The sequence below is a fragment of the Rhodococcus sp. KB6 genome (assembly GCF_001445685.1).
Taxonomy (GTDB): Bacteria; Actinomycetota; Actinomycetes; order Mycobacteriales; family Mycobacteriaceae; genus Rhodococcus_F; species Rhodococcus_F qingshengii.
Window position 1 is genome coordinate 746774 of record NZ_LNAK01000043.1, and the last position, 12978, is coordinate 759751.

A 12978-nucleotide genomic window follows, 5' to 3' on the forward strand; every position below is an offset into this window, starting at 1 on the left:
TATGTCTAACCGAAGGAGTAGCCGTGAGTGATCGCGTTCGTGTCGAGGTAGTGCAGTCGGTGGCGTACGTGACGCTCAGCCGACCGGAGAAACTCAACGGTCTCGATCTGGACATGCTCGACGCCCTGGTGGACGCCGCTCGAACTATCGAAGCTGATCGTTCGATTCGGGGCGTGGTTCTGCAAGGCGCGGGTGACGCATTCTCGGCCGGGTTGGACTTCGCTTCTGCGGGCAAGCAGCCGAGGCGGATGGCGAAGGCCTTCGCGAAATTTCCCGGTCAGAAGACCAACCTCTTCCAACGCGCGTGCTGGGTGTGGCGCGAATTGCCCGTGCCGGTCATCGCGGTCGTTCACGGGCACTGCTTCGGCGGGGGACTGCAATTGGCGCTCGCCGCAGACTTTCGATTCACCACCCCCGATTGCACGTTCTCGGTGATGGAGGCGAAGTGGGGATTGATCCCCGACATGACCGGAACGGTCACGATGCGCGAACTCGCGGCAATGGACGTCGTGAAACGCCTCGCCATGACTGCTGAACTGTTCGACGGAAATCAGGCTCTCGAGTGGGGGTTCGTGAGCGGAGTCAGCGACAATCCGATCAAGCCGGCACAGGAACTGCTGTCGCAGATCGCGGTTCGCTCGCCGGACGCCGTCGCAGCGACGAAGACGTTGCTGCACAAGACCTGGAACCGCTCGCCTCGCGGCGCGTTCTGGATCGAATCGCGGATCCAACTGGCGCTGATGCGAGGCAAGAACCACAAGATCGTGCGTACAGCGAATGCTGCGAAGAAGTTGCCGGAGTTCGCCTTTCGAAAGTTCGGCTGACAAACTCCGGCATCGCGACGCCGTTGGGCGTCCACATTCAGGTCGATCACACCATCAGGTCTCGTCCTGATCGATCCTTGATGAGCATCGTGGCGACGAACGAGACCGCCGCCAGCAGGGCGAGGTAGATCGAGATGGCAAGGGTGCCACCGGTCTTGCCGAGGAGCCACTGTGCGACGGTGGGAGCAAAGGCGCCGCCGAAGATGGTGCCTACCGCATAGGAGATCGACGCACCGCTGTAACGGATCGAAGCCGGGAACAGTTCGGCGAACAACGCGGGTTGAGGTCCGTACGACAGCCCGAGTCCGACCGAGAACAGGATCATCGCCACGTAGATCCAGCCGAGATTCCCGGTGTCGATGAGGAGGAAGAACGGCACCGCGAAGAGGACCATTGCGAGGTTGCCCACGTTCATCACCGTGGTGCGGCCGCGTCGATCCGACCAGTAGGCGCCGATCATGGTGAAAACGCCCCACGTGACGGCACTTGCGAGCGTGGCAATCAGTAGTTCGGTCTTACCCAGGCCATAGGTCTTGGTTGCGTACGCGACGATGAATCCGCCGATCACCATGTAGCCGTTGCCGTTTGTGCCGATGAAGGACAGCGCCGCGAGTACGACCTGCTTCGGGTGTTTCTTGAACAGAGTTCGGATAGGCGTGTTGCTCTCGGTGCGGCGTTCCTTGAGTTCGGCGAATACGGGTGATTCGCTGACCTTGCTTCGAATGTAGAAGCCGACGCCGATCAACACGACGCTGAGCAGGAACGGCACTCGCCATCCCCAGGTGGTGAACTGTTCGTCCGTGAGGGTGAACGTGCACAGTGCCAAAACGCCGGTGGCGAGCAACATTCCGAGCGGTACTCCCATCTGTACGAACGCTCCGAAGAATCCTCGACGCTTGGTGGGTGCGTGTTCGACGGCAAGAAGAGCGGCCCCGCCCCATTCGCCGCCCGTCGAGAATCCTTGGACGACGCGAAGCAGGATCAACAGGATCGGTGCCCAGATTCCGATCGATGCATACGTCGGCAGCACGCCGATGAGAACCGTCGCGGCACCCATCATCGCCAACGTCGCGACCAGGACACGTTTGCGGCCGAGCCTGTCGCCGAGATAGCCGGCCACGATGGCACCGAGAGGACGGAAGACAAAGCTGATGCCGACCGTGACGTAGGAGACGATCTGGCCTGCCGAGCCCATCGGCTTGAAGAACAGGTCGGCAAAGATCAGGGCTGCAGCTTGGGCGTAGATGAAGAAGTCGTACCACTCGACGGTGGTGCCGACCATCGACGCCATCGCGGCGCGGTCGTATTCCTTCGCGGCGGGCTTGGTGCCAGTTCTGGTTGTGGTCATCGAGCTACTTTCTGCCAGTCACGTGGTTCACCGACACGGTGAAACTGCGAAGTCGGAACAGGGGAGAAACGCTGTTCGATCTGCGACGTTGCCGGTGTGCTCGGTGCATGCTTTTGGCTGACTCGGAGCGTTCCTGCGCGATCTCATCGTCGATATCGACAACCGAATGATCGGTAGGTAATGAATTATGCAGAAGTGTGAGCGTCAACACAAGCGATGCCGGAAAAGTCTGATTGTTTGATGCGGAGCGTGCGAGAAGTCAGCGACTCACGTGTGGAGTGACGCCGCGATCCGCAGATCGATTTCCCTGGCGCTGAGCAGATGGTCGAGGACGAGAACCGCACAACCGAGGATGCCGGATTGTGCGCCGTGGCTGACCGAAGCGATCTGAAGCTTTCGGGTGGCAAGCGCCGTTGCGTTGCCGTAGACGGACTCCCGAAGCCCGGCGAGGAAGAGTTCGTCCGCCTCGGCCATGTCGCCGCCGATGATCAGGACCTCGGGATTGAGGAGATTGACCGCGCCGGAAATGACGTCGCCGATCAGTCGGCCGCTGCTTCTGATGAGCCGGCGGGCTTCGCTGTCGCCGTCCAGGGCGAGGCGGACGACATCACGCACGTGACCGACGCTTCGGCCCTGATCTCGGAGGGCGTGCACGAGAGCCCAACCGCTGGCGACAGTTTCGACGCAGCCGACGTCGCCGCAGCGACACTTCATGCCCCGCGCTGCAGCGGTTTTGGTATGCCCGATCTCGCCGGACGCTCCGAGTGAACCGCGTTGGAGGACTCCGCCCATGACGATTCCTGCGCCGAGGCCGGTTGACGCCTTGATCATCAGGAGGTTGGGCGCACTCTCGCGTCGCTCGCTCAATTCGGCCAGAGCCATCACGTTGGCATCGTTGTCCGCGAACAGCGGAGCCGTGGTCACCGATGCCAGATAGGGGGCAAGCGCGACTCCGTCCCACCCCGCCATCATCGGAGAGTCGAGGCTTGCTCCCGCGGCGACGTCGACCGTTCCGGGAATGCTCAGTCCGATTCCGATGACCTCGGTAGACGCGCGGTGGACCTGGGCCAGTAGTGACGAAAGATGCTCGGCAATTTCGGGCATCAGTTCGTCGGGGCCGACCCCGACCGACTTGTCGATGTCTTCTGCCGCGAGGATCGTGCCCGCCAGGTCGGTGACGGCAAGTTGTGCCCGCGATCGACCGATTGCCACGACGAGAACCACGCCGGACGAGTTCGCGAACGTGAGAGTGGACGGCGGCCGACCGCCTGTCGACGGGCCCTCGTCGTCATCGGCAATCAAACCAAGCGATTGAAGTGCTGCAACCCTGGCCGATACCGCCGTCCTGGACAGGCCGGTGAGCTTCCCGATCTCGCTGCGCGTGGTTGCGGAACCGCTGCGTATCAGCGTGAATACCTCTCCCGCAGTAGCCGGAGTCGTGGACGGTCGGGTCATTGTCCTATTCAAGCATTCCTCGTCGGTAACTTCAGCGTGCGAAAGTTGGCATACTTTGTTCATAAAAAGACGTAAGTAGGTCTTGTGAAAAAGCAGAAGTAGGCATAGTCTGTGTCTTGACTCACTGCCACGGGCGTCCGAGGAGACGAGTCGCAGTTTCTGTGAAGCAGGGCGCACAAACAGGGGAGAACCTGATGAGCCGCACCGATACACAAGAGATCGTCGAGTTCGCACGTAAGTGGCAGCAGTTCGACGGTGGACCTGACGAAGAGATCTTCGTAACCTTCGGCCTCGCCCCGGACGAGTATTTCCGCAGGCTGCAGGCAATTCTCGACGACGGCGTCGTAGCGCTGACTCCGCCGGTCACCGGCGAACTCGCAACGGTCTGTGCACATCGACTCGGCCAATCGGCCAGGCGTAGATAAGTCCGACCCGGCGTCAGCCCAGAGTCACCCGAATCCGTGTCACCCGAGTAAGGAATTGAGGTCGCCATCATGCACAAGCACCTTCCGATGCCGTACCCGACCGCCGAAGTGTGGGACTGGCAGCTGCAGGGAGCGTGCCGCGGGCACGATTCCGCGGTGTACTTCCATCCGGACGGCGAGCGTGGACACGCCCGCGAGAACCGTGAACGCAACGCCAAGAAGGTCTGCGCGACGTGCCCTGTACTCCAGCAGTGCCGCGAACACGCACTCTCCGTCCACGAGCCGTACGGCATCTGGGGTGGAATGACGGAGACCGAGCGCGCAGAATATGTGCGATCGCTGCGTAAGCGCAGCAACCGGATGCCCGCGGTCGCCAACGCGAGCTGACGGTCCTTCGGAAAGGACGCCAGTGTGACCCTCGTAGCCGGTATCGATTCGTCTACCCAGTCGTGCAAAGTCATTGTCCGTGATGCCGATTCGGGAGAGCTGGTACGAGAAGGGCGGGCGGCGCACCCCGTCGGTACCGAGATAGATCCGGCATGCTGGCTCGAGGCGATGGACAGTGCAATCGCCGCGGCGGGTGGGCTCGGCGACGTCGCAGCCGTATCGGTCGGAGCTCAACAGCACGGCATGGTGTGTCTGGACAGTGGCGGCGAGGTTGTCAGACCGGCGTTGCTGTGGAACGACACTCGGTCGGCGAAGGCTGCGACCGATCTGGTCGAAGAGTTCGGCGGACCCAAGGCGTGGGCCGACGCAGTTGGTGTAGTTCCGGTCGCCGCGGTCACGGCAAGCAAGCTTCGATGGCTGGCAGATCACGAACCCGGCAATGCCGATCGCACTGCCGCGGTGTGTCTTCCGCATGACTGGTTGTCCTGGAAGTTGGGTGGGTCCGGCTCAATCGAGGAGCTTGCCACCGACGCGGGCGACGCCAGTGGAACCGGCTATTATGCTGCCTCGACGCGCGAATATCGTAAAGATTTGCTGGCGTTGGCATTTCGCGGTCGAACCCCGCATGTTCCCCGAGTTGCATCGCCGAACGAAAAGATCGGAAGTACACGTTCCGGAGGTATTGTCGGGCCTGGCACCGGTGACAATGCCGCAGCCGCACTGGGTTTGGGGGCAGTTCCCGGTGACGTGATCATCTCGATCGGAACATCCGGCGTCGTCTCGGCTGTATCGGCCACCCCCACGCATGATCCCGGCGGGAACGTGGCAGGATTCGCGGACGCAACCGGCCTGCACTTGCCGCTGGTGTGCACTCTCAACGGCGCGCGCATTCTTGATGCGACGGCGTCCATTCTCGGTGTCGATCACGCCGAACTGTCGCGGTTGGCGTCGACGGCGCCCCTCGGAAACGACGGGCTGGTCATGATTCCGTACTTCGAGGGTGAACGGACGCCCAACCGCCCTGACGCCACGGGGGCCATGCACGGATTCCGGCTGCAGAACTCGACGCCTGCGCACTTTGCACGAGCCGCAATCGAAGGGCTCCTGTGCGGCTTGGCCGACGGCGTCGACGACCTGGTTCGTCAAGGCGTCAAGGTGAAGCGAGTTCTCCTCGTGGGAGGCGGAGCGAAGTCGCGCGCTCTCTGTGAGATCGCGCCGGCAATTCTCGGAGTGCCGGTCGTGATCCCTGCTCCGGGTGAGTACGTCGCCGAAGGGGCATGCAGGCAAGCAGCATGGGCACTGTCCGGGGACACGCAGCCGCCGGTGTGGCCGAAACCGGAAGAGCGACGATTCGACGCCGAACCAGCTCCCCACGTGCGCGAGCGCTACGCGTCGTTGCGCGAACTCACCGAAGGTGTCTGAGCGCTCCCTACAGAAGCCCGAACTTCCGCACTGCGTCGAGTAGCGCGTGCGGGCGTTCGGTCGTCGGCAGGGGATCGACGAGTGCGAACTGGCAACCGACGTCACGGGCAGCGCCGTCGGCGATGTCGCTGTCACCGACCATCAGAGTCTGCGCCGCATCCACATCGAGTTGTGCGAGGGCGTACTCGAAGATCGCCGGTTCGGGCTTGACTGCACCCACCTCGAACGAGAGAACGAACTCGTCGACCCAGACGTCCCAGCCGCGGTCGGCGAACGCCGGACGGATGTCGAAGGCGATGTTGCTCAAGACGGCAGTGCGTATGCCCTTCTCCGACAGTGACTTCAGGACCTCGCCGGTATCCGGGTACGGCGACCACTGATCCGGATCGACCAGCAGGGCGTAGAAAGCTTCGGCCCGAACCGGATCGGGCACCCCGGACTTACTCAACACGTCGAGGTAAGCCTGACGATGCAACTTCGGATCCCGGTCGCGGTTCTCCCACGCGTAGATCCCCGCTTCGTCCATCTCCACGGTTCTGCCCACCGGCGCGGTCATCCGACGCATCAGCTCGGCTTGAGCGTGCACGTCGAGCGGATCGCCTTGGTGATCGACGAGGTGCTCGGTCCAATCGTCGCTCTCCTCCAAACGGAAGAGGGTTCCGGAGAAATCGAACAGCGTCGCGGCGATATGTCCGTCTTGATGGGCCGTGCTGTCAGTGTTCACCTCGACAGGTTATCGGCGTCCGCTTTCCGATGCGTGATGTGAGCCAGTGCACGCGTACTTTGAGAGAGCACATTTTCCGAGGTTCCCCCGACGGGCACGATTTCGATGCCCCGGATGAACCGTATGACGAGGGGGATCCTCCGTGTCCGACCACGCGAATACACCAGACCTGACGAAGCCGTCCGGCGAAGACCCCCACCTCTCACGTCAGCTGTCCAACCGGCATATCCAGCTGATCGCCATCGGTGGTGCCATCGGCACCGGACTGTTCATGGGATCGGGCAAGACGATCTCGCTCGCCGGGCCCTCCGTGATCTTCGTGTACATGATCATCGGATTCATGCTCTTCTTCGTCATGCGGGCGATGGGGGAGCTGCTGCTCTCGAACATGGCGTACAAGTCGTTCTCCGACTTCGCCGCGGATCTGCTGGGCCCCTGGGCGGGATTCTTCACCGGCTGGACCTACTGGTTCTGCTGGATCGTCACCGGCATCGCGGACGTCATCGCGATTTCCGGGTACTTCAAGTACTGGTGGCCAGGGCTCGCGGCGTGGATTCCTGCTTTGCTGACGATCGCGGCGCTGCTGCTCCTCAATCTCCCGACCGTTCGCGCCTTCGGTGAAACCGAGTTCTGGTTCGCGCTGATCAAGATCATCGCCATCGTCAGCCTGATCGTCGTCGGCATCGTCATGGTCGTCTCCGGGTTCACGGCGCCGAACGGTGCCACCTCCGGTATCGACAACCTCTGGAACGACGGCGGGATGTTCCCGACCGGATTCATGGGCTTCGTCGCCGGCTTCCAGATCGCCGTGTTCGCCTTCGTGGGTATCGAGCTCGTCGGTACGACGGCAGCCGAGGCGAAGGACCCGGAGAAGAACCTGCCGAAGGCCATCAACTCCATCCCCATTCGTGTCCTGCTGTTCTACGTCGTTGCACTGACCGTGATCATCGCGGTGACGCCGTGGCGTGAAATCAGCGCAGACAAGAGTCCGTTCGTCGCCATGTTCACACTCGCCGGCCTCGGCATCGCTGCATCTGTCATCAACTTCGTCGTGCTGACCTCCGCTGCATCTTCGGCCAACTCGGGTATCTACTCCACCTCGCGCATGGTGTTCGGCCTTGCGCAGGAAGGCGACGCACCGAGGGCCCTCGGCAAGCTGAACTCACGCAAGGTCCCCGCGAACGCCCTGATGTTCTCGTGCATCTTCCTGCTGGCTTCGTTGATCCTGCTGTTCTCGGGCGATTCCGTGATCGAGGCCTTCACCGTCGTCACGACCATTTCGGCGCTGCTGTTCATGTTCGTGTGGACGATCATCCTGGCGAGCTACATGGTGTACCGGAAGCGTCGTCCGCACCTGCACGAGGCGTCGAAGTTCAAGATGCCCGGCGGCATCGTGATGTGCTGGGTCGTGCTCGCGTTCTTCGTCTTCATTCTCTGGGCACTGACAACCAAGGACGACACCCTGCAGGCACTTCTCGTCACGCCGATCTGGTTCGTGGTTCTGGGCATCGCGTGGGCGATCATCCGGCGTCGACCCGCTCACCGGGCACGATACGACGCATTCAAGTCAGAACTGGACGCCAGCCGACAGAACGGCGAGAAATAGTTTTGGTCAAGATCGGGTAACGGTGGCGGCCGCCTTGATCAAACTGTTACATTCTTCGGCAGACAGAGGAGCGGGCTTCATCAGAAGGACGCTGCACGCCGACGACTGACGGAGTACACACTGTGGGAAACCACCACCGCACGGGCAATGACGATGTTGTCTTCGAGATCGATCCCGAGGCAGCAAGCGGCCGCCACCGCACCCCGTCGGCTGGCCCTGGTGCCGGTGTCAAGGCAGGTGTCGTAGCTGCGGCTACCGGTGCGCTCCTCGTCGGTGCAGGCCAGATGGGTGCAGGAACCGCTGCTGCGGCGCCGGCAACACAGACCATCGCCGGCATCGAAATCCCGCAGGGTCTGCTTCCCGAGGGCGTTGTCGTTCCGGCTGAATTGGCGGCACTTCCGGCTCTCGACATCCCCGAGCTTCCCGATTTTGCTGCCGACCTCAACACGCAGGCACAGCAGTTCCTCGCTGGGATCAACCCCGGCACCTCAGCTCGTACCGTGCAGCCGGTGTCCGGAACGCTGACCTCCACCTTCGGTTCGCGCTGGGGAGCACACCACGGCGGCCTCGACATCGCGGCTCCGATCGGTACGCCGATTCTGGCTGCAGCCGACGGCCAGGTCATCGACGCCGGCCCGGCGTCAGGTTTCGGCCTCTGGGTCCGCGTCCAGCACGACGACGGCACGGTCACCACGTACGGCCACGTCAACGACTACCAGGTCAACGTCGGCCAGCGCGTCAACGCCGGCCAGCAGATCGCCACCGTGGGTAACCGTGGCCAGTCCACCGGCCCGCACCTGCACTTCGAGGTTGCCGAGAACGGCGCAAAGGTCGATCCCGCAGCGTGGCTGCAGGCTCGCGGCGTAGCTGTCACCTGGGTCGACAACTCGTAGAAGAAACTTTCGGAGAACTGCGGTGGCGTCGGGAAATTCTTCCCGGTGCCACCGCAGTTCTCGTTTGTCGGTGACACCGGACGGATAGCCTTCAGTGACGTTGATCGTCGAAGGGGGAATGCGCAATGGGTGCAGAGGTCACGGCGCGAGAATTCACCAGAGCCGACCGTAGGCTCTTTCGTAAGAAGGTGCGCTCGTGCGTCGACGCCATGAAGCAGATGCTCGACGGTGGTGACTTCCGAGACGCCGTCGACAAGCCCGCTCCGCTGTTGGGCATGGAGATCGAGTTCAACCTCGTGACCGGCGACATGACGCCCGCGATGTCCAACCGTGAAGTGCTCGAATCCATCGACGACTCTGCGGTTTTCCAAACCGAGCTCGGACAGTTCAACGTCGAGATGAACGTCGAGCCCGGCCCACTCACCGGTGATGCGACTTTCGAATTGGAGAAGAAACTGCGGGCGTCCCTCGACGTCGCAGACGCGCGAATCCACGCGCACGACGCCGAGATGGTGATGATCGGGATGCTGCCGACACTGCAGCTCGAGCATCTCGATCGTGAGTGGATCACCGCCAACCCGCGCTACGAATTGCTCAACGAGCAAATTTTTGCCGCGCGAGGAGAGGACATCGAACTCGACGTCGAAGGTGTCGCGCTACCCGGTGGCGACGTGGAAATCCTTCGGGCCGACACCAATTCGGTGGTGCCGGAGGCGGCTTGTACGTCCATGCAGTTGCACCTGCGCGTCGCGCCGGAAGAATTCGCAGCGCACTGGAATGCCGCGCAGTGTCTGGCCGGAGTACAGGTGGCGCTTGCGGCCAATTCCCCTTTCCTGGCAGGGAAGGCGCTTTGGCACGAATCACGCATTCCGATCTTCGAACAGGCAACGGACACCCGAACTTTCGAGCTCAAGAACCAAGGTGTGCGACCGCGAGTGTGGTTCGGTGAGCGGTGGATCCATTCGGTTCTCGACCTGTTCGAGGAGAATTCACGGTACTTCCCGGCGCTGCTCCCTGATGTCTCGGACACCGATCCACTGGAAGTGCTCGCGGCGGGCGGGGTTCCGGAGTTGAGCGAGCTTCAGATGCACAACGGCACGGTCTATCGCTGGAATCGGCCTGTCTACGACTGCTCGGATGGCAAGCCGCACTTGCGTATCGAGAATCGGGTGCTGCCGGCCGGGCCGACCGTCGTCGACATCATGGCCAATGCGGCCTTCTACTACGGAACCGTTCGCGCATTGGTGAACGCGGAGCGGCCACTGTGGTCGCACATGTCGTTCCATGCGGCCGAAGAGAACCTGCACATCGGCGCCAAGTACGGACTCGACGCCACCCTGTACTGGCCGGAGATCGGTTGGGTCGGTGCCGACGAGTTGGTCCTGCGAAGGCTGCTGCCGTTGGCGGACGAGGGTTTGGCCGACTTCGGATTGTCCGCCGCGGCCCGCGATCGGTACCTCGGCGTGATCGAAGGGCGGTGCATGAATCGGCAGACCGGTGCCGCCTGGCAACGCGAGCAAGTGGCGCACGCGGAGGCCTCGGGCGCGGACCGCTCGACTGCGCTCACCGGAATGCTCCGCGGTTACGTGGAGAACATGCGGACGGGAGATCCTGTTCACACCTGGTCCTGATTGCTCTGCTAATTCTCCTATCCGTCAACAGTTTCGGGGACCTAAGTCCCCGAAATGAAGAGGGGGCGACCCCAAAAAAGCCGGACAAGTGGGATGGTTAGAGTGAAAGTGGCTCGGTTACTTCTTCAGGAAGGTGGGCACATGAGTTCACGCGAACATAACAGTGTTGTTGTCGGAGTCGAGGGTTCGGACACTGCGTCCACAGCGCTCCGCGAGGCCGCGAAAATCGCCGCCCAGCGCGAATTGCGACTCGACATCATCCACGCTCTCGACTTCGCGCCTTACGGTTTCGGCGGACCGTACGTCGACGCGGGTGGGGTGTACGAATGGGTCGAAGAGGCCGGAAAAGCGATCTTGGCGGAGGCGGAACAGTTCGCCCGTGAGATCGATCCGAAACTCGAAGTTCACACCGAAATCGCCATCGGCAGCGCAACTCAGTGGCTGATCGAGAGTTCGGCACAAGCCAGGCGGGTAGTCGTCGGAGCGTCGGCGTCAGGCAAGGCGGCGACAGCAGTCCTCGGCAATACCGCGGTCGGTGTGGCCAGTCACGGCAAGTGTCCGGTCATCGTCGTTCGGGACCGCGATGGTGCGGTGCCCTCGGAAGGACCCGTAGTGGTCGGCGTCGACGGCAGCGCGTTGAGCGCCCAGGCCGTCGGTGCGGCTTTCGAGGAAGCGTCGTTCCGCGGAGTCGAGTTGGTGGCGTTGCACGTGTGGAGTGACCTCGGCAGTGCGGCATTCGAAGACCCGAGGGCCGCTGCGCTTGCCCCGCAGTCTCTCGAAGAGGAAGAGCACGCGGTACTCAGCGAGAGCTTGGCCGGATGGTCCGAGCAATACCCGGACGTGAAGGTCCGGCGCGAGGTATACCTCGACAACCCACGCGGACGGCTGCTGGACTGGTCGGCAAAAGCGCAGCTCGTCGTGGTCGGAAGCCGTGGTCGCGGTGGATTCCGCGGCATGTTGCTCGGCTCGACCAGCAACACCCTGATCGCTTCGGCCAAGTGTCCCGTCATGGTGGTTCGCCCCGAAGAATCCTGACCCTCGACAGGCTCTCCCATTACCCCGTTCATTTCGGTCATCGAATATGAACGGGGTAGTCACATGAATGCGGACTCAGGTTCCGTAGTGTTCGATGTGAGTAAGTGTTCGATGGGAGTACCACTGCTCGTGTGCGCGTCGCACACGGCAGCAATCGTCAGGATTGGGGTTACAACGTGCGTATCGGTATGGGTTTGAACTACAGCGGCGGGTTCGCCGAAACCGTCGAAGAGGTCGGTGACCTGGAGAAGGCGGGCCTCGACATCGCCTTCGTCCCGGAGGCGTATTCCTTCGACGCCGTCAGCCAGCTCGGTTACCTGGCGGCCAAGACGTCGACCATCGAACTCGCTTCGGGAATCTTTCAGATCTACACCCGTACCCCTTCGTTGACCGCCATGACGGCGGCTGGCCTGGACTTCGTCTCCAACGGTCGCTTCGTGATGGGACTGGGCGCTTCCGGACCGCAGGTGATCGAGGGGTTCCACGGCGTCAAGTACGACGCTCCGCTGGGACGCACACGTGAGGTCGTCGAGATCTGCCGTCAGGTATGGCGCCGCGAGAAGGTCGAGTACCAGGGCAAGTACTACCAGGTTCCCCTCCCCGCCGAGAAGGGCACCGGACTCGGAAAGCCGCTCAAGCTGATCAATCATCCTGTGCGTGAGCGCATCCCGATCCTGATCGCTTCGCTCGGACCCAAGAACGTCGAGCTGACGGCGGAGATCGCCGAAGGCTGGGAACCTATTTTCTTCCATCCAGAGAAGGCAGCAAGCGTGTGGGGTGAGCCGATCGCCAAGGGCAAGGCCAAGCGCGATCCGAGCCTCGGTGAGCTTCAGGTGTACGCGTCGCCGGCACTGGCCATCGGTGACGACGTCGACCACATGCTCGACTGGGTACGCCCGAGCCTTGCGCTCTACATCGGTGGCATGGGCGCCAAGGGCAAGAACTTCTACAACGATCTCGCGGTGCGCTACGGCTACGAAGAGGCCGCCGAGAAGATCCAGGATCTCTACCTCGCGGGCAAGAAGGACGAAGCCGCCGCAGCAGTGCCGGACGAACTGGTTCGCGCAGTGTCGTTGATCGGTCCCGAGAGCTACGTCAAGGAACGCGTCGCAGCCTTCGCCGAAGCCGGTGTCACGACGCTCAACGTCACGCCGTTGGCGGCCGACCGCAACGGCCGAGTGCAGCTGATCGAGAAGTTCCGCAAGATTTGTGACTGACCCTGCTGTGC

At 62.4% G+C, this 12978-nt stretch carries 12 protein-coding genes; 9 read left to right on the forward strand and 3 right to left on the reverse strand.

Annotation, left to right across the window (positions count from 1 at the left end; genetic code table 11):
* Positions 1–23: 23 nt before the first annotated feature.
* Positions 24–824: a crotonase/enoyl-CoA hydratase family protein gene (locus ASU23_RS10655; RefSeq protein ID WP_037125543.1), complete on the forward strand. Its 801-nt coding sequence runs from the start codon at positions 24–26 to the stop codon at positions 822–824.
* Positions 825–870: 46 nt separating this feature from the next.
* On the opposite strand, the gene ASU23_RS10660 is transcribed toward ASU23_RS10655, so the two are convergent.
* Both ASU23_RS10660 and ASU23_RS10665 read right to left on the reverse strand, forming a co-directional pair.
* The gene (locus ASU23_RS10660; protein ID WP_007727683.1) at positions 871–2172 is read right to left on the reverse strand and encodes an MFS transporter; all 1302 of its coding nucleotides are present in this window, start codon (positions 2170–2172) and stop codon (positions 871–873) included.
* Between the two features lie 267 nt (positions 2173–2439).
* Entirely contained in the window at positions 2440–3627 is a 1188-nt protein-coding gene (locus ASU23_RS10665; RefSeq protein ID WP_003946405.1) for an ROK family transcriptional regulator, read from the reverse strand.
* A 194-nt stretch (positions 3628–3821) separates the two neighbouring features.
* On the opposite strand from ASU23_RS10665, the gene ASU23_RS10670 reads away from it, so the two are divergent.
* From ASU23_RS10670 to xylB, 3 genes are all read left to right on the forward strand, one after another.
* The gene (locus tag ASU23_RS10670; protein WP_020970382.1) at positions 3822–4052 is read left to right on the forward strand and encodes a DUF3263 domain-containing protein; all 231 of its coding nucleotides are present in this window, start codon (positions 3822–3824) and stop codon (positions 4050–4052) included.
* 69 nt (positions 4053–4121) lie between these two features.
* A complete protein-coding gene (locus ASU23_RS10675; RefSeq protein ID WP_003946343.1) occupies positions 4122–4439 on the forward strand; it encodes a WhiB family transcriptional regulator in 318 nt (105 codons plus the stop codon).
* A 24-nt stretch (positions 4440–4463) separates the two neighbouring features.
* Complete coding sequence (gene xylB, locus ASU23_RS10680) at positions 4464–5861, forward strand: xylulokinase (RefSeq protein ID WP_058037866.1); 1398 nt, start codon at positions 4464–4466, stop codon at positions 5859–5861.
* Between the two features lie 7 nt (positions 5862–5868).
* On the opposite strand, the gene ASU23_RS10685 is transcribed toward xylB, so the two are convergent.
* The gene (locus tag ASU23_RS10685; RefSeq protein WP_007727677.1) at positions 5869–6585 is read right to left on the reverse strand and encodes an HAD family hydrolase; all 717 of its coding nucleotides are present in this window, start codon (positions 6583–6585) and stop codon (positions 5869–5871) included.
* Between the two features lie 142 nt (positions 6586–6727).
* Here ASU23_RS10685 and cycA point away from each other — a divergent pair, with 142 nt between their 5' ends.
* The 5 genes from cycA (at position 6728) to ASU23_RS10710 (ending at position 12967) form a co-directional block, all read left to right on the forward strand.
* On the forward strand, positions 6728–8191 hold the full coding sequence (gene cycA, locus ASU23_RS10690) for a D-serine/D-alanine/glycine transporter (RefSeq protein WP_030534902.1): 1464 nt from the start codon (positions 6728–6730) through the stop codon (positions 8189–8191).
* A 122-nt stretch (positions 8192–8313) separates the two neighbouring features.
* The gene (locus ASU23_RS10695; RefSeq protein ID WP_003946431.1) at positions 8314–9084 is read left to right on the forward strand and encodes a M23 family metallopeptidase; all 771 of its coding nucleotides are present in this window, start codon (positions 8314–8316) and stop codon (positions 9082–9084) included.
* 125 nt (positions 9085–9209) lie between these two features.
* Positions 9210–10715 carry a glutamate-cysteine ligase family protein gene (locus ASU23_RS10700; protein WP_050654664.1) on the forward strand — a complete coding sequence of 502 codons (1506 nt, stop codon included), beginning with the start codon at positions 9210–9212 and terminating at the stop codon, positions 10713–10715.
* A 141-nt stretch (positions 10716–10856) separates the two neighbouring features.
* Positions 10857–11750, forward strand: a complete 894-nt coding sequence (locus tag ASU23_RS10705; RefSeq protein WP_007727672.1) for a universal stress protein — start codon at positions 10857–10859, stop codon at positions 11748–11750.
* Between the two features lie 176 nt (positions 11751–11926).
* A complete protein-coding gene (locus tag ASU23_RS10710) occupies positions 11927–12967 on the forward strand; it encodes an LLM class F420-dependent oxidoreductase (protein ID WP_007727670.1) in 1041 nt (346 codons plus the stop codon).
* The last annotated feature ends 11 nt before the right edge of the window (positions 12968–12978 follow it).

Excerpts from the sequence above, each read along its gene's own strand:
- ASU23_RS10660 (WP_007727683.1), bottom strand. The coding sequence starts at position 2,172 with ATGACCACAACCAGAACTGGCACCAAGCCCGCCGCGAAGGAATACGAC.
- ASU23_RS10665 (WP_003946405.1), bottom strand. The coding sequence starts at position 3,627 with ATGACCCGACCGTCCACGACTCCGGCTACTGCGGGAGAGGTATTCACG.
- ASU23_RS10670 (WP_020970382.1), top strand. The coding sequence starts at position 3,822 with ATGAGCCGCACCGATACACAAGAGATCGTCGAGTTCGCACGTAAGTGG.
- ASU23_RS10675 (WP_003946343.1), top strand. The coding sequence starts at position 4,122 with ATGCACAAGCACCTTCCGATGCCGTACCCGACCGCCGAAGTGTGGGAC.
- ASU23_RS10700 (WP_050654664.1), top strand. The coding sequence starts at position 9,210 with ATGGGTGCAGAGGTCACGGCGCGAGAATTCACCAGAGCCGACCGTAGG.
- ASU23_RS10705 (WP_007727672.1), top strand. The coding sequence starts at position 10,857 with ATGAGTTCACGCGAACATAACAGTGTTGTTGTCGGAGTCGAGGGTTCG.